The following is a 16,976-nucleotide window of genomic DNA, read 5'->3' as shown; positions in this document are numbered from 1 at the left end:
GCTTGGCAGCACCGCGAGATTATCAGCCTCTCAGCGCTACTGAGGTTATCGCGTCGGCAAAGGCGCCGCAGGGGCCACATAACGAGCGAGACCGCATACCTGTTGCAGGAGCTCATCGAACGGTCCGCCCAAGTGCGCGGCCGTCGTGTTCACGACCGGACCGGCAATCATTCGAACAGATTTGCCCAGCGAATTGCCGCCTGCGAAAACCAGCCACCCCTCTCGCAACCCAAACCGACGACAATACGCCGCCATCTGATACAAGTCAGCGTTCGGGTACTGCCCGTGCTTTTCCACCTTGTACTTCACATCGATGCACGCCCGTACCTCCCCGTCGACGAGCCACACGAGGTCCGGCGCGATCTTCACCGTGCCGTCGACGTCGAGTGTCGATTGGTACTGCGACACCAGCACTCCCCCGTACGGCCGGAACGCCTCCCGCAGCGCAGCGGTCACGAAGTCCTCGAACACCGACCACATATCGACGAGAAAGCCTGACGCGACGACCGACCCCGCACGCTGCTCGACCGACGACCCCGACAGCACGAGCGATGCCAACGCCAATGCCGACGAATACCGCGCGTTCCGGCGATCCTGGCGAACCACCGGCACCGGCGCTCCGACCGGGATCGCCGATACCCCGTCGAGCACCCGCACGAGCCTTCGCAGTGCCCCGAGCACGTCCGCCGGCACTCCGGGTAGCCGCAGCAACCTCGTCGCAGCGGTCAGCAGCACCTGGTTCTCGGCGATGTCCTCGACGTAGTCGTCGAACGACACCTCGACCGGCAGCGGCTGCCCACCCCGCCGCGTCAGCTGATCCCCGATCCGCCACCGACCACGCACGAGCGGCAGCGCATCCTCGCGCGTGACGTACCCGCGAAGCGGTCCTCCGGCCAACGCCCGCGAGGCCTGCCGCACGAACGCGTGCGCCAACGCCGGCACGAGGTCCTCGTCCTCCTCGAACCCGAAGTCGTCCTCGGTCCAGATCGCACTCTCGGCACGGGCGTACCCCAGCATCGCGAACAGCCGCCGCACCGGCGTCTTCGGCTTCAACCACACCGTGTGTCCGGCGATCCGCACGACGCCGACCTTCCGGACACCACTCACGCGGTACTCGTCAGCACCGAGCGTGGGAGCAACGGTCGCGATGTTCGCCGACGCGAGCCCGACGGCGACCGCCCGCGGCAATCGGTGCACCACCGGCTGGTCCGCTTCCCGCAGCTCAATCGTCGACGGAAGCACCTTCGGCCCCGTCCGCAGAGTCGCGCGTCGCCTGGCGACGCAGCGTTGCCAGGCCGTACCGCGCCTCCAGGTCGACGCCTTCGCCGTAGTGGTGCTCCGCCAGGAGCGGCAGGATCTCGTACCGCCACACGTCCTGCAGACCGGTCCCGGCGAGATCGCGCATCAGGAACGACGGGCCCACCTTGGCATCGTGGTCCTGGATCTGCGCGTTGAGATGCGTCAGCAGCTCGGCACGGTCGTCCTGGAGGCCCTTGGTCGCCGCCCAGCGCGACAGCACGTTCTCCACGGGGGCGCGTTCAGGGTGCAGCTCGACGAATGCGAAGCGGCGCCGCATCGCGGCGTCCAGCATCGCGATCGAGCGATCGGCGGTGTTCATCGTGCCGATGACGAAGATGTTGCTCGGCAGGGTGAACGGCTCATCGCTGTAGAGCAGCGAGATCTCGCTGTCGCGGTACTCGAGCAGGAAGTACAGCTCGCCGAAGACCTTCGCGATGTTGCCGCGGTTGATCTCGTCGATGACCAGGAAGTAGTTCGCCTCGGGGTTGGCCGCAGCCGCGTCAGCGAGGCGGCGGAGCGGGCCCTTCCGGAGGCTGAACGCGAGGTTGCCGCTGTCGTCGTTCGCGACGGGGCGGAAGCCCTCGAAGAAGTCCTCGTACGAGTACGTCGGGTGGAACTGCACGATGGTGGTCTCGCCGTCGGTGCCGTCCGTCACGTGCTTCGAGAGCGCTTGAGCCAGGAAGGTCTTGCCGGTGCCTGGAGGGCCGTAGAGGATCACCTGCTTGCGGCGCTCGATGAGGTCGAGCGTGTTCTGCAGCCACGGAAGCGGCATGTGGACCGAATCGACCAACGACGCATTCGCAGCCGGAAAACCATCGCGCGCCGGGGTCGGCTCGGGATCCGGACCAGGCAACGGTTCAGGGCGGCTTGTGACCTGCCAACGGGACGCAAGTGGCTCGGCGTAGTACAGAGCGGGCCCCTTGGCCTTCTGTTGCAGCGCGATCGTGATCTGTTGGAACGCCGCGTCGGGGTCGTCGTCCATCTGGCCCTCGACCTCGCCCGCGAAGGCGATACGGATGGCCTCACGGTTGTCCGCCGAAACGACCTCGCCGAAAACACCCGGGTGCACGAGGAACAGCAGCTCGTTCCGCTGGATCGGAAGAGCCGTGCCTTCGATCCCGGTGACCACGTCCCGCCAGGCCCACGGGTCCTCAAGGGCTCGAGCGCGAGCCTCATCACTGAGACCGATCCAAGCTGACGCTGCGCGGACGACGACGGAGAGAGCCGAGAAGGTATGGCTTCCCGAGAGGGCCTGGCCAGGGTTGAACGACCACGACCGGAATGCCTCGTCGACCTCGTTCGGAATCGTGACGGGATGTTCCATGAGATCCAGTAGGAACTGAACGCGCTCGCGTTTCTTCCGCTCGCCCGGCGTCTGCAACGGCAGGACTTGCCAGCAGATCAGCTCGGCCATGAGGAGCTTTGCGTCATCGCTCGCGTCTGCGAACTGCGCGCCGATCTTCGTCAGGAAGTCGTCACCGGCGATGTCAGGTCGACTGAGGAACACGCGGTCGAGCTCGACCGCAGTCTCTTCACGCCACACACCGCGGCCGGGTGCGAACACGGAATCGAGCTGACGAAGGCCTCGGTCGACGAAGAGCGCGCTCGAGGTTCGGATGACTTCTGCTCGCCAATCGGGAGGCACGATCTCCGTCGCGAGGCGCAGCGCGACATCCTCCCGCTGCGCCCTCTGGAAGGCACGTTCGCGCTCGTTGAGGATCCGTGTGAAGTCGTCGAGTTCGAGCGCGGCTGCGGCACGGCCGTCGTCGGTCAGGTGCCACTCGCCTCGGTTCTGCTTCGTCAGGTAGCCGGCGTGGACGAGCGCCGTCGTTCCCCAGAGGAAGTCGGACTCACCGTGCGGTCGACGCTTCGAGTTGAGCTCGAGCTCCTCCCCCTCGAGCGGAACTGCCGCCAGCACGTTCTGCCAGACTTCGAGACGCCGCCCCTCGCGGTCGTGATCGAGCTCGACCTGCATGACGACCGAGTGTCCCGAGGCTGGCAGCGGATCTGAGTAAGCGGCCGACGTATTCCGCACGACCGTGCGCGAACCCGCACCCCTCGTTCTGGGCTGCTGTCTGCGTTGCAACCGGCCCATACGATTCGGGGAAGGTAGAGCAGGCAGGCTCACAGGGGTACCTCAACATGAGTCCCCTGCGTCCGCGGCTGGTGAGCGAGCGAAAGCAGGACCATGACTGACAACTCCACTGCGGAAGTCACCCTCGAAGCGGAAGTACCCGCGGACGAGGCAGCAGTCGACATCGCGCGGGCTGTCAGCGGTCGCCGCGCGATCGCGCGCAAGTACGTGAAGTGGGTGCGGAGCCGCAATCCCGAGGCCACGCCTGCAGAAGTGATCCAGCTGCTCGAACGGCACTACACGACGTCGATCACGACTGCCGGTGCAGCGATCTCAGTCGGGTCGATCGCTGCGGACATCGCGATCGCGATGATCCCCGGTGTCGGTCCCGCTGCCGCCGGCGCGAAGAGCATCGGTGCCCAGGCTGCGAAGCGGACCGGTAAGGAGGCCGCGAAGCTCGCCGCGAAGAACCTCGCGAAGAGTGCCGCAAAGACGGGCGCCCAGGGTGCGGTCACGAAGCTCCTACCTGCTGGCGACCAGCAGTTGCAGTTCGAGATCACCGCGGTCTTCGGGCTCGCAGTTGCCGACATCCACGGCATGGACCTCGACAAGGACCAGGCGCAGGCTCTCGTGTACGGGCTCACGAATGAACGCGTCGCGCAGCAGCAGATCGCCACCATGGCGAGCGACGTGGCGGAGATCTCGTCGGACAGCGTGGTCTCCACCGGCCAACGGATCGCGTCGGGACGAGAGGACTGGTCCCACTGGGCGAGCACGCTTTCCGATGCGCTCCCCGGCGGTGCTGCGCAGAGCCTGATCCGAACGATCCAAACGGGCGAACTCGATCCGGTCCGCGAGAACCTGACCGGCAAGCAGCGAACCACGATCGAGTACGGCGTCGGAGCCGTCACCGGAGGCGTCGCGCGGTTCGTGTTCGGACGGGACGTCGTCAAGTCCTCGAGGACGGCGTTCCCGGAGGCACCGGAGTCCTTTCCTGATCACCTCACTGTGACGCTGAAGACAGATGCCACGGATGGCGAGAGTGAAAGTAGGGCCTTCGCAGCGCTGGAAGACGCGGCGAAGTCCACCGGTACCTGGGTCAGCGACGCCGCCGGAGCTGTCGGCGGCGGTGTGGCCAATGCGGCGGGAAGCATCTCCAAGGCGTTCCGCACTGTCGACCTCGACGGCGACGGAGTCCCTGACGAACCGCAGGCGCTGACTTCGGTGAAGAACATCGGCGGTTCCGTCGTCGGGGCTGCCGATGCCGTCGGCGGTCGCGTCGCCGGACTGTTCAAGAAGAAGAACAAGGAGTGAGCGGCTCGCCGACCACGGGTGCAGGAGCGTCAGCGCGGCGCGAGCACGAGCGACGCAAGGCGAGGGACGAAGCAGCCTTGAGAGAGCGGTGGGGTCGTCTCGGGAACGTCGCGGTCGCCCTCAGCGATGAGCGTCAGACCACCACGGCCTGGAGGTCCGGAGCGGTTGGGGAGGAGACCGTGGGAGCCCGTCTCGATCGTTTGGCGACCGAATCGACGCGCGTCCTCCACGATCGCCGGGTGCCCAGATCGCGCGCGAACATCGACCACCTCGTTGTCACCCCATCTGGGGTGTGGGTGATCGACTCGAAGCGGTACCGAGGCAGGCGTCCGTCGCTGCAAGTGGAAGGTGGGCTGTTCCGGCCACGCGTCGAGCACTTGACTGTCGGCGGGCGGAAGAAATCCACCTTGGTCGCAGGTGTTCAGCGACAGTTGGAGCTCGTCCGTGCCACGGTCAGCGCACCCGTGTTCGGTGCCCTCTGTTTCGTTGACGCAGATTGGCCGCTCTTCGGCGGGAGCTTCACTGTGGATGGCATCCACGTGCTGTGGCCGCGAAAGCTCGAAGCGCTCCTCCGCAAGTCAGCCGGTTCGACTCCTGTCGAAGCGACGGCTCAATTGCTCGAGCGACGATTCACGCCGGCCTGACCTTTCTCAGCTGCTGCTCTGAAGCGCAGCGCAAACGCGATCAGGCGTCGCGGGGTCCTTGAACGTGACGGAGTACCTCCGCCCGTCCCGCATCACGATCTGCACAGTGTCGGTTCCACCCACCGCGTACAGCCGGCCACGAGAGCCTCGAGCCGAGCCCTTGATGCCCCATCCGCCGTAGTCTGCGTACGCATCGACCTGGACGACCGCAACATCGACGATGTCGCAACGGAGCAGTCGTGACCTCCAGAACGGCGCGACGCCGACCGTCACCAATTGCGGCGACCACCGCACGAACGCCGCGGCGCGCGAAGCGAGCACCATCGCCGAGATCAGGGACACGAGCACCACGGCGAGCACGATCAGCGATGTGCTGTCGAACCCCTTCGCGGCGGCCCCGGCGAGCGCCATCACGCCGATCGGCGCGAGGATCAGCAGCGTCCCGACGGCGACTCCAGGGTCCGCTGGGCTCCGGTACACGACCTCGCATCGATGAGTCGTCCGAGAAGCCATGAAGGGCACCGTCCTCACTACTGATCCAGCACCGGCGGCGAGGGGCAAGATACCTCTCGACTGACCTGTCGGTGGTACTCAACGGTAATACTTCGGTACGCTCCTCTTCACCGCCAGATCACAAGGGGGATCTCCATGAGCAACGAAGCTCTCGCCGCATGGTTCGGCGTCGCCGTCACACTCGCCATCTCGGTCTACAGTCTCGTCCTCGCGCGGCGCGCCGATCGGACGGCTCGCGCCGATCGCGACGAGCGCGAAGCAGCTCGCGTCAGCGCATGGGTGTCGTTCGTGTTCTCCAACCAGGACCCTGAGGACCGTACGCATTGGAACAACGTGCTCGTCGTCCGGAACGCTTCGGACGCCGCGATCCACAACGTCCGGGCGAAGGCGGTCATGAACGGATCCGAAGAGGTCGAGTTCAGCGCGAAGGTCTGCCCGCCCGGCGAGTCGTACTCGGAGTGGATCCACCCGAAGGACCGGCCCCACAAGGCGCGGGCTTGGGCGCTCCTCTCGAGCTGCTCCGAACTCGTCCGCAGCGATCACGGTATGCGGCCGTTCACCGTCGCCGAGAAGTGGACCCTCGTTTCGATGTCCTTCACGGACGCGCTCGGCAAGCGTTGGGAGTACGAAGCCGGACGCGGCGTGCGTCCCGTGTGAGCGCGCTCTTCGCGGTCGCTGCCGGAGTTGAAGGGGGCGGACTCGCTCGGGGCCCGACGTCCGGAGCGTCCTGACCCGCACCTACCAGGTCAGGACGAACCGCCCCCGCGTCCCCCCGGCTTCCAACCGCTCATGCGCCTCCACAGCCCGAGCAGCCGGCAGCACCTCGGCGACCCGCGGCGTCAACGTCCCACTCTCCACCGCATGCCGCAGCTGCTCGAGCTTGTCGAACGACCGGTACTCCGAGAACACCAACACCTGCACGAACTCGGTCCCCCGAGCCCCGTTGCCCTGCCACCCCCGCACGTCGAAGAAGACCCCCCCGTCGCGAACGGCGTCGACGACCTCGTCGCGCTGCACGGCAGCATCGGCGAGCGCATCGACCCCGTCCGGCACGAGTTCCCGGACAGCGGAGGCGAAGGAGGCGCCTCGCGGCACCACGTGGTCCGGCCCGAGCGACCGGACGAGTGCTTCGTCCGCCGGAGCAGCATCCGCGATCACGGTCAGCCCGGCGGCCTTCGCCAGCTGCACCACGTAGTTCCCGAGCAGCCCAGCGGCCCCGGTCACGGCGAGCGTCTGCCCCGGCGCGAGCGAGGCGTGCGACAGGATCTGCAACGCCGTCAGCCCGTTCATGGGCACGGTCGCCGCAGCCTCGATCGACGTCCCGCGAGGGATCCGCGCGAACGACCCCACCGGCGCGACGAGCTCCTGCACGTAGGCGCCACCGTGGGCGCTGAGCGGCAGCGCCATCGCCATGACCTCGTCGCCGACCTGCCATCCGGTGACGTCGGGCCCGACCTCGTCGATGACGCCGGCGGCGTCCATCCCCGGCACGTACGGCGGTGAGGCCTGCGAGCTGTCCCGCTGCCCGGCGCGCACCCCCGTGTCAGTCGGGTTCACGGCGAACGCCTGCACCCGGATCCGCACGGATCCCGCACCGGCGTGCGGCTCCGGCACCTCGTGGACGGCGAGGGCCTCGGGCCCTCCGAACTGTTCGACTCCGACGACCTGCATCCTCCCGGTCTACGCGCACGTTGCTTGACGCAACCTGACGCGACCACCCCACGGCCTGGAGGCCCGGCACCAGCCCGCCCCGCGCCTCCAGCCCGTCAGGGAGTGCGGTCCGCGGCGAGACGGACGCGCCGAAGACCGCATGGCCCGATCGGGGGGTGGAAATGGTGTTCTACTCCCTGACAGAGTTCCAACGGCCGCCACCGTCGGCGGTCGTGAGGGGAAACACATGAAGAAGATTCTCGCCTTGTCGGCGACGGTTGCCCTGGCAGCCGGATTGAGCCTGATCGCTGTGGTACCAGCACAGGCAGCAACGGGGGATGTCATCGTGCCGGCGTCCGGAACGGTGACGGGGTACGTGGGGGCCCATTGCGATGGCACGCCGCACTCGGGCATCGACATCGCCGCTTCGGGTGGTTCGTCGATCGTCGCGGGCGCGGCCGGTACGGTCCGCACGGTCATCAACAGCTCGGCTACGACCGGCTACGGAACCTACGTGGTGATCGACCACGGCGCGGGCTACCAGACGCTCTACGGACACATGATCAACGGCAGCCCGCTCGTCTCGGTCGGGGAGACCGTCACGAAGGGCGAGCGGATCGGTTCGGTGGGGACCACTGGCAACTCGACCGGCAACCACCTGCACTTCGAGGTGAAGCGTGACGGAACGAGTCAGACCGGACTGAACGACTACTTCACCTGCGGCCGCTCCGTCAGCCAGGGCACACCGATCCCGTGGTCGTTCCCGAACTTCCCGGGCACGATCGTCCAGTCGCACGTCGCTGTCCGAGCGAATACCGGCACGCTGTGGACGTGGACCGGCGAGGCGGGCAGTGAAGGCTTCGCCGCGAACTCCGGGCGAGCCGTGCAGGAGGGCACGTCGCCCGCCATCGCCTCGACCGGCGCGGATTCCGCTGCCGCGTTCGCGGCGCCGGACGGCTCGCTGATCACGTGGCGAGGCAAGGCCGGGCAGACGGGGACCGCGGGTTCGGCGAACGTCGGCATGAAGCTCGGCACGAGCCCGGCGATCGCTTCACTCGGTGGGGGCCAGTACGCGGTCGCGTTCCAGGCCAACACCGGCGAGCTCTGGACCTGGACGGGGACGCCCGGGTCGGCCGGGACGGCGATGTCCACCGGCTACGGCATGAAGGCCGGCACGAACCCGTCGATCACGACGGTCGGCAGCGGCGTCTCCGTGGCGTTCCAGGCGAACAGCGGCAAGCTGCTGACCTGGTACGGCACCGCAGCCCAGAAGGGCACCGCAGCCGACACCGGTCTCGGCATGAAGGACGGCACGAGCCCCTCGGTCACGCGTGTCAACGGCTCGACCATCGCCGTGGCCGCGCAGGCGAACACCGGCAAGCTCTGGGTGTGGAGCGGGACGCCGCGCACTGCGGGTCTCGCGAAGGAGACCGCGCTGGGCATGAAGGCGGGTACGAACCCGTCCATCACCCTCGTCGGTTCCCAGCTCGCCGTTGCGGCGCAGGCGAACACCGGCGACCTGTGGACCTGGCGCGGTGCGCCCGGTGACGCCGGCTTCGCACACACCGCGGGTGTCGGCATGAAGGTCGGCACCAGCCCGGCCGTCGACACCGTCGGCGATGACGTCGCCGTCGCCGTGCAGGCCAACACCGGCTCACTGTGGACGTGGGTCGGAACCGCGGGCACCGACGGCTTCGCCCACACGGGCGATGTCGGGATGACCGCGAGCCCGAGCATCGGCTGATCCCTCTGCCCGACCGTGCCCGCCGATCACCACGATCGGCGGGCACGGTCATGTCGCACCACCCCGCCCCGCGCCTCCAGCCCGTCACGGGGTGTGGTCCACGGCACGTGGTGCGCCATGCTGGCACCGTGCGTTTCGACGAACTCCTCACCCGGTCCGACGGTCCCGTGATCGCCGAGGAGCTCGCCGCCCTCCGCCGACCGGCCCGGTACGTCCTCGAGGGCATCCACCAGGAGCCCAGGCAGAAGTCCTGGCAGTTCCGCGTCGACATCGACGAGCCCGCGCAGACCTGGACCTTGGTCCGACAGCGTGCCAAGCCCGTCTCCTACCGCGACGGCGTGCTGCACGACCCCGACGACGGTCCGGACGAGATCTCGTTCGCCCGGAGCATGGTCTCCGATCCCGTCGTCCGGATGGCCGTGCCCGACCTGATGCTCCGATGGGGTCGCGGCCCCGAGAGCTTCCACCCGATCCTGGTCCAGCACATCGGCGAGCACTCGATCCTGGTGACCTTCGAGCACGGCGAGAACCCGGCGTTCCGCTCGACGCTGGTGATCGACGAGCACGACGGCATCGCTCGCCGTTCGTACGAGCACGGCGAGGCCACGATCATCACGAGCGTGCGGACCGCCGAACCGGACGAGGTCCTGCCCCGCGCCCGCTTCGTGCAACCGACGGACTGGATCCGCCCGCAGTACTGAAGTCGTGACGGTTCCGGTTCACAATCCCCGACGATCGCGAACCAGAACCGTCACGGCCGGAAACCGAACCACCTCCCCCGCCGGCACCATCCCCCGATCGGACGATGCCGACACCACCGCCCCGGCCGATCCCCCACGGCGCCCCGGCGGCGAAGCTGGACCCATGCCCGAGTCCCCCGCCATCGAGGTCCAGCACCTCGGCAAGCAGTACGCCACCGGCAAACGTGCCGTGGAAGACGTCTCCTTCACGATCGACCGGGGCGAGACCTTCGCGCTCCTCGGCCCCAACGGTGCCGGCAAGTCCACGACGGTCGAGATCCTCGAGGGGTACCGCTCCCGCACCGCCGGAGAGGTCCGCGTCCTCGGTCACGACCCGGCACGGACGAGCCGCAGCCACAACGCACGCATCGGCATCGTCCTGCAGACCAGTGCGGAGTCCCCGAACGTCACCGTCGCCGAGCAGCTGAACCACTTCGCGACGCTGTACCCGAAGCACCGCAGCGTCGAGGAGCTCCTCACCGCGACGGGGCTCGAGACGCAGCGCAACGCCCGCATCAGCCGCTTGTCGGGTGGCCAGCGCCGCCGCGTCGACGTCGCCCTCGGCATCATCGGCCGCCCGGAGGTCCTGTTCCTCGACGAACCGACCACGGGCTTCGACCCCGAGGCCCGTCGGCACTTCTGGGATCTCCTGCGCCGGGTGCAGCACGAGGGCACGACGATCCTGCTCACCACGCACTACCTCGACGAAGCCGCCCAGCTCGCCGACCGGGCGGCGGTCATCGCCGACGGGAAGCTCCTCGACCTCGCACCCATCGACGAGATCGGCGGCGCCGAGGCCCGCATGCCCCGGGTCCGCTGGCGTGACGACGACGGCGGACACCACGACGAGCGCACGACCGACCCGACGGCGCTGATCCGCAGCAGCACCTCGCCCATGCACGACCTCGAAGTCATCCGTCCGTCCCTCGAGGACGCCTACCTCGACATGGTGGGACAGAAGTGAAGACAGCGACCAGCCGCATCTCGTACGAGATCCGCACCTACTTCCGCGCTCCCGACGCGGTCTTCTTCACGTTCCTGTTCCCGATCATCATGCTGGCGCTGTTCTCGGTGGCGTTCTCCGGCGCCGCCGACATCCAGGCCGGTCCCGACGTCAGCGTCGACTACGCCACCTACTACCTGCCCGGCCTGGTCGCGACGGGCATCCTGCTCTCCGGCACGCAGTCGCTCGGCGTCGACATCGCCACCGAGCGCAGCGACGGCACGTTGAAGCGCCTCGGCGGCACACCGCTGCCCGTCCTGTCGTACTTCGTCGGCAAGATCGGCATGGTCCTCGTCACCACGCTCGTGCAGACGGCCCTGCTGCTGGCGATCGCGAGCCTGGTGTTCGGCGTCGACCTGCCGACCGACGCGAGCAACTGGGGTGTCTTCGCCGGGGTGATGGTCCTCGGCATCGCCACCAGCTGCGTCCTCGGCATCGCGGTCTCGGCGGTCCCCCGCGAGGGCCGGCGCGCCACCGCCACCATCGTCCCGATCGTCCTGGTGCTGCAGTTCATCTCCGGCGTCTACCTGCCCTTCACGCAGCTCCCCACCTGGTTGCAGGACGTCGCGTCCGTCTTCCCCCTGCGCTGGATGGCGTCCGGCATGCGCTCCGTCTTCCTGCCCGGTGCGTTCGAGTCGGGTGAGCCGGGAGGCGCGTGGCACCTCGGCCTCGGAGCCCTCGTGTTGGCAGCGTGGCTGGTCCTGGGCACGGTGGCCTGCCTGCTGACGTTCCGTTGGAACCGCAAGGACGCCTGATGGCGCCCCGCTGGTGGGATGCTGGGCACATGAGCGGCGAGACGTGGATGCGCAACCGGTGGTTGCACGTCTTCTTCGCGGGCACGATGCTCCTCACCGCCGTGATCACCGTGTTCGGGTGGTCGCCGTGGGGTGCCCGCTGGCCGGCGTTCACCGCGGTCGTCGTGCTCGTCGTCGCCTACGCCGTGTTCGGGCACCGCGGCTACGACAGCCCCCGTGCCGCCGCGGCCTTCCTCCCGCTGGTCCTCGTCGCCGCCCTGGTGCTGCCCGCCGTCGTGCCGAGCACCGCGTTCGTGCAGTGCATCGCGTTCCCGCTCGTCTGGGTGCAGTCCGAACGAGTCCGCACCGCCGTCCTGCTCTCGGTCGCGGTCGGCGTCGCGAGCGGCATCGGCCTGCAGGTCTCCGGCGGGCCGGCCGCCCTCGTCAGCACCGTGCTCATCGAGGGCATCAGCGTGATCGGTGCCTGCGCGATGGGCGTGTGGATCTCGAGCGTCGCCGGCCTGTCCGAGGAGCGCCGCCAGCTCCTCGACGAACTCCGCGCCACCCAGCAGTCCCTCGCCGATGCCCACCGCAGCGCGGGCGTCGCGAGCGAACGGGAGCGCCTGGCCCGCGAGATCCACGACACCGTCGCGCAGAACCTCGCCGGCATCGTCATGCTCACCGAACGTGCCCGCAAGGACCTGGCGAACGACCGCGGTACCGCGCTCGACGAACGGCTGGCGGTCCTCGAAGAGTCGGCACGAGCGGCACTCGAGGACTCCCGCGCCCTCATCGCCGCCGGGGTCGCCGGTGCCACGAGCGGCAGCCTGGCTGGGGCCCTGCACCGCCTGGCCGAGCGGTACACCCGCGAGACCGGCACGCCCGTCGCCGTGGACGCGACCGACGGCCCGCTCGACCGCGACGCCCAGGTCGTGCTGCTCCGGGTCGTCCAGGAATCTCTTGCGAACATCCGTGCCCACGCCGATGCCGGCTCCGTCCGCATCGTGTTGCAGCACGCGTCCGAACGCGTCGGCGTCCGCGTGACCGACGACGGCATCGGCTTCGACACGGGCGTCTCGACGGCCGGGCACGGTCTCCGGGGCCTCCACGAACGGTTGTCGCTCTCCGGCGGTGCCTGCACGATCACGAGCAGCCCTGGCGGCGGCACCGTCGTCGACGCGAGCCTGCCCACCGGAGCCGAGCCGGGCCTCCCGGCCGTCGACCGTGACCCCGTGGCGGAGGTGACCCGGTGATCCGCGTCGTGGTCGCCGATGACCACCCGATCGTCCGGTCGGGCATCGTGGCCCTGCTGCAGGACGCCGACGACGTCGAGGTCGTCGGCCAGGCCAGCGACGGCCGCGCCGCGGTGACGGTGGCACTGGCAGAACGGCCCGACGTCGTGCTCATGGACCTCCGGATGCCCGTGCTCGACGGCGATGCGGCGACGGCGCAGATCCTCGCCGCCGACCCCGGCGTCCGCGTCCTGATCCTGACCACGTACGAGTCCGACGACCAGATCCTCGCGGCCATCGAAGCAGGCGCCACCGGCTACCTGCTCAAGGCCGCCCCGGAGTCCGAGATCCTCGCCGGCGTCCGGGCGACCGCACGGGGCGAGACCGCGCTCGCGCCCTCCGCGGCCGCAGCGCTCGTCCGCCGAGCGACAGGCTCGCTCCCCGCCGCGGCCGGCCCGTCGCTGACCCCGCGCGAACTCGACGTCCTGCGCCTCGTCGCCCAGGGCAACAGCAACCCGGCGATCGGCCGCGCGCTGTTCCTCAGCGAGGCCACGGTGAAGACGCACCTCGGCCACGTCTTCGAGAAGCTCGGCGTGAACGACCGCACCCGTGCGGTGACCCGGGCGATGGAGCTCGGTCTGCTCCGCTGACACCTCGTCGATCTATTCGCTCTTGACGAAGCTGAGTTCGAACGGCGAGGATCCGCCCGGACTACTGAGCCTTCGACCCGTCCGGCGCGCGGAAGACCGCCAGCACGGATCGGAGGACGGACCCGGACGGCATCGGCTCCAGCCGCACCCGTCCGTCGTCCAGCACGTCGCGGCGGAACCATCCAGCAGCACCGGCAGCGATGACGTCCAGCCCGTACGGCGTCCGGTCTCCCCACAGACGGAGGCGGATCCAGACGGGCTCACGCCACAGGCGATCTGCCACGAACCCGGAGATCGGGGCGGCACCGTCGGGCATCCCGACTGATGCGATCCGTGCGTCGACGACCTCCGCCGGCAGGACGAGTTCGTCGTCGCTGGCGATCGCCCAGGCCGGCGAGACCCGGGCCCAGGCGAGCAGGTGCCCGACGGCGCGGCCCGCGGGCACCACGTCGTACTGCGCGATGGTGTCGTCGCGCAGCCGGTCGTCGACCAGGTCGGCGACGTTGCCTCGTGCGCGCACCAGCGCGGTGTCGCCGCCGAGCCACATGCTCCACTCGACCGAGCGACCAGCGTGGTCCGCCGCGGCTCCGTACCGGTAGCCGGGTCGTTCGAGCAGGTTCGCGATCCGCTGCCCGTCGCCGACGAGCGCACCGAGCGCGCCGGTGAGACCTGCCTCGGCGAGTTCGACTCCCTCGGGCGACCGGCGCTTCCCGCGCGAGATGATGCCCCGGCCCCGTAGCGACCACAGGTGCTGGAGCGCTTCGTCGCTGAGCATCCAGCGGCCCACCGGGCGGGGCTGGGCGAGGACGACACCGTCGAGGGCTTCGAGTGTCGCGCCGATCCGGCCCGATGCGCCCGGATCGATCCGTGGCGACGCCGACGGGTTGTCGTCGGGGACGTCGGAGTGGTCGATGCGTCCGGTCGAGGGGTCGTCGTCCGCCCCGGTGTCGGCGATCGATGCCGCTGCCAGCACACTCCGGAAGAACGGGACGAAGTCGATGAACTCCTCGACCGCACAGCTGCCGGTGACGTGCACCTGGTGTCGACCGATCACGGCGATCCACTGGCGCACCAGCACCGTGGTGTGCTCCGCTTCGTAGCCCCACTCGACGGTCCGGGACGGCACGCCGAGCACGTCGTCGAGGTCGTTCGGTTCGACCGCGAACACCTGTGCGCGAGGCTGCAGCGCGAGGATCGACGCGATCGCGTTCGACGACACCACGTGGAGGGGCGCATCGGCGAGCGCCGTGGTCAGCACGATGTTGGGGCGGAACCTCGCACCGGGGACCTCGGGCGCGGCGAGGACGACGACGTTGTCGGACGACTCGATCCGTTCCCAGTTCGACGGCGATGGCAGGCTCAGCGGCCCGACTTCGGTCGGGGCGCTCACCGTTCACGCTCCACGCGGTACCAGCGGGGCTGAAGCCGTCGCGGCACGCCGGACAGCAGGCTCCACAGGCCGAGCGCACCGGTCACGGCTGCGGCGACCGCGAACACGAAGGAGAACCCGAAGACCGGCGTCCGGATGAAGCTCGCCGCGAGTCCCATCGACAGCACCGCGAGTCCCAACCAGAACCACCCGAAGACGACGTTCTGGTGGAGCCGACCGATCCACGAACGCCAGACGCCGACGTAGGCCAGCGCTCCGAGGCCGCCGAAGAGGAGCCCGATGGCGAACAGCACGACGACGAACCCGAGCGGGGTCATCCGAACACCTTCTTCCACGTGTCTCGCACCCATCGCTGGGCTTCGGACCCATCGTAGAAGTTCTCCTTGCCCCAGGTGCCGAGTGCTTCGCCTGCTTCGCCGCCCGCCCAACCTCCGGCAGCACCGCCGACGACCCCGCCGACGGCTCCACCGAGTGCGCCCACACCGATCGTCCCGATGACCGGCAGGACGACCGTGCCCCCGCCCGCTCCCACTGCCGCACCGGCAGCGGCACCGACCGATGCGCCGACGGACGCTCCGATGGTTCCGAGGATGACCGAGGACCCGCCGACGATGACGACGTTCTCGAGGCTGCTCTCGATGCGCTGTGAGGTCGACCACTCCGGGTGTTCTTCCTCGTCCTCGACCCACTGCTCCTGGCCAGCGGAGTAGAGGGTGAGCGCGGCGCCACCGATGCCGAGCGCTTTCCCGAGGTGCTTCGCCCAGGTCGGGAGCGCTCCGCGCGACACCTCGGGATCGGTGACGACCGTGCTGTGACTCGACGTCGGTCCGGTGAGCCGAAGTTCGGGCGGCGTCGGAGGATGCGGCGACAGCACACCGCTCGGCGTCTTCCAGTACTTGACGCCGTTCTCCATCTCGTCCCACATGGGGATCGTCAGCTGCACGTTGATCGACGATTCCGGCACGATGTGGATGCGTCGCCACCGCTCGAGCGCGCCCTCCGCGACCGACGATCCGACACCGACACCGGTGCCGACGACACCGGATCCGCCGACGACTTCGACGAAGGACTGCACGGCGGTCTTGCTGTACTTCTCGAGCCGACCGAGTGCGTCGGCGCAGTCCTGGTCGGCCTGCTGCGCGTTCGCGTTGAAGGTCGCGATGAGCTCTCGGACGTGACTCGACGACGTCGCGGGATCAGGGCCGGGGGTCGGGGACGGTGTGGGTTCCGCGCTGTTCGAATCGGGCTGCTGCGCCGCTTGCCGCTCCGCCTCGTTGGCATCGGCGATGTCCGTGAGGATCGAGGCCCGTCGGGTCTGCAGCCCGGACACGGTCGACGCGTAGGTCTGCAACGCCGTCGCCGCGAAGTCCGCGTTCTGCTTGATCATCTCGGCGATGAGTGCAGGGTTGTTCATCGCGTCGAGCACGATGTCACGTTCGGGCGTCTGGTAGACGTCGGCGGCGGCGAGTCCCTTCCACTCGGTCGACACCGCTTCGACCCGCGCGACGACGTGTGATCCGAAGGCACCGAGCGCGGTGGCCGCCGATTCGAGTGCAGCAGGGTCGGGCAGTTCCTGCAGGTCGCTCGTGGAGATCACTGCGGGATACCGTTCTCGTAGGTCGCCGCCATCTGCTCGTCGCCGGCCTCGTAGGCGCCGATCGCTTGCCGCGTGGCACTGATCGCCCGCTCGATGTGCTGCTGGGCGGCGAGCAGGTCGATCTCGAACGGGTTCGACTGGATCGATGCGAGCTTCGCCGCGGTCGAGGGCCCGTGTCCGCCGAGCGCCGCGAGGGCGTCGCTCAAGGCCGACACGAGGTCCGTCTCGAGGGTCGGGAACTCCTGGGTCTGCCCTTCCGCGTTGTCGATGGCGCCGCGCGCGGGTCCCGGGTCGATTCGCCAACCATCAGTCACGTTCTGCTCCCCCTGTCGTGATGCCCGTCCACGATAACGAGTCCGGCGCGCGCGGGCGAGTTTCTGTCGCTCACCGCT

At 69.0% G+C, this 16,976-nt stretch carries 17 protein-coding genes; 9 read left to right on the top strand and 8 right to left on the bottom strand.

All coding sequences use genetic code 11. The features are described 5' to 3' along the window. Positions 1 to 45 precede the first annotated feature (45 nt). Together BR70_RS19645 and BR70_RS22145 are read right to left on the bottom strand one after the other, a co-directional pair. Positions 46 to 1,242, bottom strand: a complete 1,197-nt coding sequence (locus tag BR70_RS19645; protein WP_051596662.1) for an McrC family protein — start codon at positions 1,240 to 1,242, stop codon at positions 46 to 48. Continuing rightward, positions 1,223 to 3,274: an McrB family protein gene (locus BR70_RS22145; protein WP_051596661.1), complete on the bottom strand. Its 2,052-nt coding sequence runs from the start codon at positions 3,272 to 3,274 to the stop codon at positions 1,223 to 1,225. Before BR70_RS22145 ends, BR70_RS19645 begins: the two co-directional genes overlap by 20 nt. A gap of 213 nt (positions 3,275 to 3,487) precedes the next feature. Between BR70_RS22145 and BR70_RS19635 the strand changes: the two genes are divergently transcribed. Further along, positions 3,488 to 4,687, top strand: coding sequence for a hypothetical protein (locus tag BR70_RS19635; protein ID WP_035808191.1), 1,200 nt, complete (start codon positions 3,488 to 3,490; stop codon positions 4,685 to 4,687). Continuing rightward, positions 4,684 to 5,331 carry a nuclease-related domain-containing protein gene (locus tag BR70_RS22760; protein WP_081827255.1) on the top strand — a complete coding sequence of 216 codons (648 nt, stop codon included), beginning with the start codon at positions 4,684 to 4,686 and terminating at the stop codon, positions 5,329 to 5,331. Before BR70_RS19635 ends, BR70_RS22760 begins: the two co-directional genes overlap by 4 nt. A 6-nt stretch (positions 5,332 to 5,337) precedes the next feature. On the opposite strand, the gene BR70_RS0104985 is transcribed toward BR70_RS22760, so the two are convergent. Continuing rightward, a complete protein-coding gene (locus BR70_RS0104985) occupies positions 5,338 to 5,742 on the bottom strand; it encodes a hypothetical protein (RefSeq protein WP_155896781.1) in 405 nt (134 codons plus the stop codon). 237 nt (positions 5,743 to 5,979) lie between these two features. Here BR70_RS0104985 and BR70_RS0104980 point away from each other — a divergent pair, with 237 nt between their 5' ends. Beyond that, positions 5,980 to 6,501, top strand: a complete 522-nt coding sequence (locus BR70_RS0104980) for a hypothetical protein (RefSeq protein WP_027465166.1) — start codon at positions 5,980 to 5,982, stop codon at positions 6,499 to 6,501. Between the two features lie 81 nt (positions 6,502 to 6,582). Here the strand turns inward: BR70_RS0104980 and BR70_RS0104975 are convergent, their stop codons facing one another. Beyond that, positions 6,583 to 7,515, bottom strand: coding sequence for an NADP-dependent oxidoreductase (locus BR70_RS0104975; RefSeq protein ID WP_027465165.1), 933 nt, complete (start codon positions 7,513 to 7,515; stop codon positions 6,583 to 6,585). Between the two features lie 226 nt (positions 7,516 to 7,741). Here BR70_RS0104975 and BR70_RS22140 point away from each other — a divergent pair, with 226 nt between their 5' ends. The 6 genes from BR70_RS22140 (at position 7,742) to BR70_RS0104945 (ending at position 13,597) form a co-directional block, all read left to right on the top strand. Continuing rightward, the gene (locus tag BR70_RS22140) at positions 7,742 to 9,238 is read left to right on the top strand and encodes a M23 family metallopeptidase (RefSeq protein WP_197019620.1); all 1,497 of its coding nucleotides are present in this window, start codon (positions 7,742 to 7,744) and stop codon (positions 9,236 to 9,238) included. Between the two features lie 128 nt (positions 9,239 to 9,366). Next, positions 9,367 to 9,939, top strand: a complete 573-nt coding sequence (locus BR70_RS0104965) for a hypothetical protein (RefSeq protein WP_027465164.1) — start codon at positions 9,367 to 9,369, stop codon at positions 9,937 to 9,939. Positions 9,940 to 10,102: 163 nt separating this feature from the next. Next, on the top strand, positions 10,103 to 10,942 hold the full coding sequence (locus BR70_RS0104960) for an ABC transporter ATP-binding protein (protein ID WP_027465163.1): 840 nt from the start codon (positions 10,103 to 10,105) through the stop codon (positions 10,940 to 10,942). Beyond that, on the top strand, positions 10,939 to 11,736 hold the full coding sequence (locus tag BR70_RS0104955; RefSeq protein ID WP_027465162.1) for an ABC transporter permease: 798 nt from the start codon (positions 10,939 to 10,941) through the stop codon (positions 11,734 to 11,736). The genes BR70_RS0104960 and BR70_RS0104955 overlap by 4 nt, the downstream gene beginning before the upstream one ends. A 29-nt stretch (positions 11,737 to 11,765) precedes the next feature. Continuing rightward, complete coding sequence (locus BR70_RS19625) at positions 11,766 to 12,968, top strand: sensor histidine kinase (RefSeq protein WP_051596659.1); 1,203 nt, start codon at positions 11,766 to 11,768, stop codon at positions 12,966 to 12,968. Next, on the top strand, positions 12,965 to 13,597 hold the full coding sequence (locus BR70_RS0104945; protein ID WP_027465161.1) for a response regulator transcription factor: 633 nt from the start codon (positions 12,965 to 12,967) through the stop codon (positions 13,595 to 13,597). Before BR70_RS19625 ends, BR70_RS0104945 begins: the two co-directional genes overlap by 4 nt. A 61-nt stretch (positions 13,598 to 13,658) precedes the next feature. On the opposite strand, the gene BR70_RS0104940 is transcribed toward BR70_RS0104945, so the two are convergent. Genes BR70_RS0104940 through BR70_RS0104925 form a run of 4 tightly spaced genes read right to left on the bottom strand, consistent with a single transcriptional unit; the run spans position 13,659 to position 16,898 of the window. Then, positions 13,659 to 14,987 carry a hypothetical protein gene (locus tag BR70_RS0104940; protein WP_027465160.1) on the bottom strand — a complete coding sequence of 443 codons (1,329 nt, stop codon included), beginning with the start codon at positions 14,985 to 14,987 and terminating at the stop codon, positions 13,659 to 13,661. Beyond that, positions 14,984 to 15,304: a hypothetical protein gene (locus BR70_RS23120; protein WP_027465159.1), complete on the bottom strand. Its 321-nt coding sequence runs from the start codon at positions 15,302 to 15,304 to the stop codon at positions 14,984 to 14,986. The genes BR70_RS0104940 and BR70_RS23120 overlap by 4 nt, the downstream gene beginning before the upstream one ends. Then, entirely contained in the window at positions 15,301 to 16,584 is a 1,284-nt protein-coding gene (locus tag BR70_RS22135) for a hypothetical protein (protein ID WP_051596658.1), read from the bottom strand. The genes BR70_RS23120 and BR70_RS22135 overlap by 4 nt, the downstream gene beginning before the upstream one ends. After that, positions 16,581 to 16,898, bottom strand: a complete 318-nt coding sequence (locus BR70_RS0104925; RefSeq protein ID WP_027465158.1) for a DUF6507 family protein — start codon at positions 16,896 to 16,898, stop codon at positions 16,581 to 16,583. Before BR70_RS0104925 ends, BR70_RS22135 begins: the two co-directional genes overlap by 4 nt. Between the last annotated feature and the right edge of the window lie 78 nt (positions 16,899 to 16,976).

This window comes from Curtobacterium sp. UNCCL17 (assembly GCF_000686685.1).
Lineage (GTDB): Bacteria > Actinomycetota > Actinomycetes > Actinomycetales > Microbacteriaceae > Curtobacterium > Curtobacterium flaccumfaciens.
The sequence above is the reverse complement of the archived record's forward strand: the minus strand, read 5'-3'. Positions and strand labels throughout refer to the sequence as shown.